Source organism: Pseudomonas brassicae (assembly GCF_010671725.1).
GTDB classification, from domain to species: domain Bacteria; phylum Pseudomonadota; class Gammaproteobacteria; order Pseudomonadales; family Pseudomonadaceae; genus Aquipseudomonas; species Aquipseudomonas brassicae.
In genome coordinates this window covers 1-935 of the sequence record NZ_JAAHBU010000604.1, presented here as the reverse complement: position 1 = coordinate 935, position 935 = coordinate 1, and the positions used below count along the sequence as shown (strand labels likewise).

Genomic DNA, 935 nt, shown 5'->3' with positions numbered 1-935 from the left:
CAACGTACCATGGCCTGTCAGATCGGCGTTGCCTCGTGAAGCCAACACCTACCACCGGTCGCAATACCCCTCCATGCCGTCGATTCCCCCTCACCCTTCGACCATCTGCACATCAACCCACCCGGAGATCAACCATGTCGTACGTAGATGGCTGTGTCATTGCCGTGCCCAACACCCAGCGCGATGCCTTCAAGCAACACGCCGAAACCGCCGCAGCCGTGTTCAAGGAACACGGCGCACTCAGCGTCGTGGACTGCTGGGGCGATGATGTGCCCGACGGCAAGCTCACGTCGTTCCCCATGGCGGTCAAGCTCAAGGACGACGAAACCGTGGTGTTTTCATGGATCATCTGGCCGTCGCGCCAGGTACGCGACGCCGGCATGCAAAAAGCCATGCAAGACCCTCGCCTGAAACCCGACACCAATCCGATGCCCTTCGACGGGCAACGGATGATCTACGGCGGCTTCCAGATGCTGGTCAACCGCTAGCGATCAGACGCTGAAGCGCTGCACCAGCGCCGACAGCTGCTGGGCCAGGCCCGACAAGGCCTGGCTGGCCGCGCGGGTCTGCTGCGCACCCGCCGCCGAACGCCCCGACAATTCACGAATGTTGAGCAGGTTGCGGTCCACCTCGCGGGCCACCTGCGCCTGCTCTTCAGCCGCACTGGCTATCACCAGGTTGCGCTCGTTGATCTGGCCAATGGCGAGGTAGATGCCTTCCAGCACCTGCCCCGACGCCTGGGTGATGCCCAACGTTGACTGGGCCCGGCTGGTACTGACCTGCATCGATTGCACCGCCGCCTGTGTGCCCTGCTGCACGCTGGTCATCATCTGCTCGATTTCCTGGGTCGACTGCTGCGTACGGTAGGCCAGGGTGCGCACCTCGTCGGCCACCACGGCAAAACCACGCCCGGCCTCACCGGCACGCGCCGCTTC

General features: G+C 63.7%; 2 protein-coding genes. One reads left to right on the top strand and one right to left on the bottom strand.

The genetic code is table 11. The annotated features are described in order from the left end of the window. Positions 1-134: 134 nt before the first annotated feature. Positions 135-488: a DUF1428 domain-containing protein gene (locus G3436_RS26550; protein ID WP_163951315.1), complete on the top strand. Its 354-nt coding sequence runs from the start codon at positions 135-137 to the stop codon at positions 486-488. Between the two features lie 3 nt (positions 489-491). Here G3436_RS26550 and G3436_RS26545 read toward each other — a convergent pair. Then, a partial coding sequence (locus tag G3436_RS26545) for a methyl-accepting chemotaxis protein (protein ID WP_243667350.1) occupies positions 492-935 on the bottom strand: 444 nt, incomplete at its 5' end.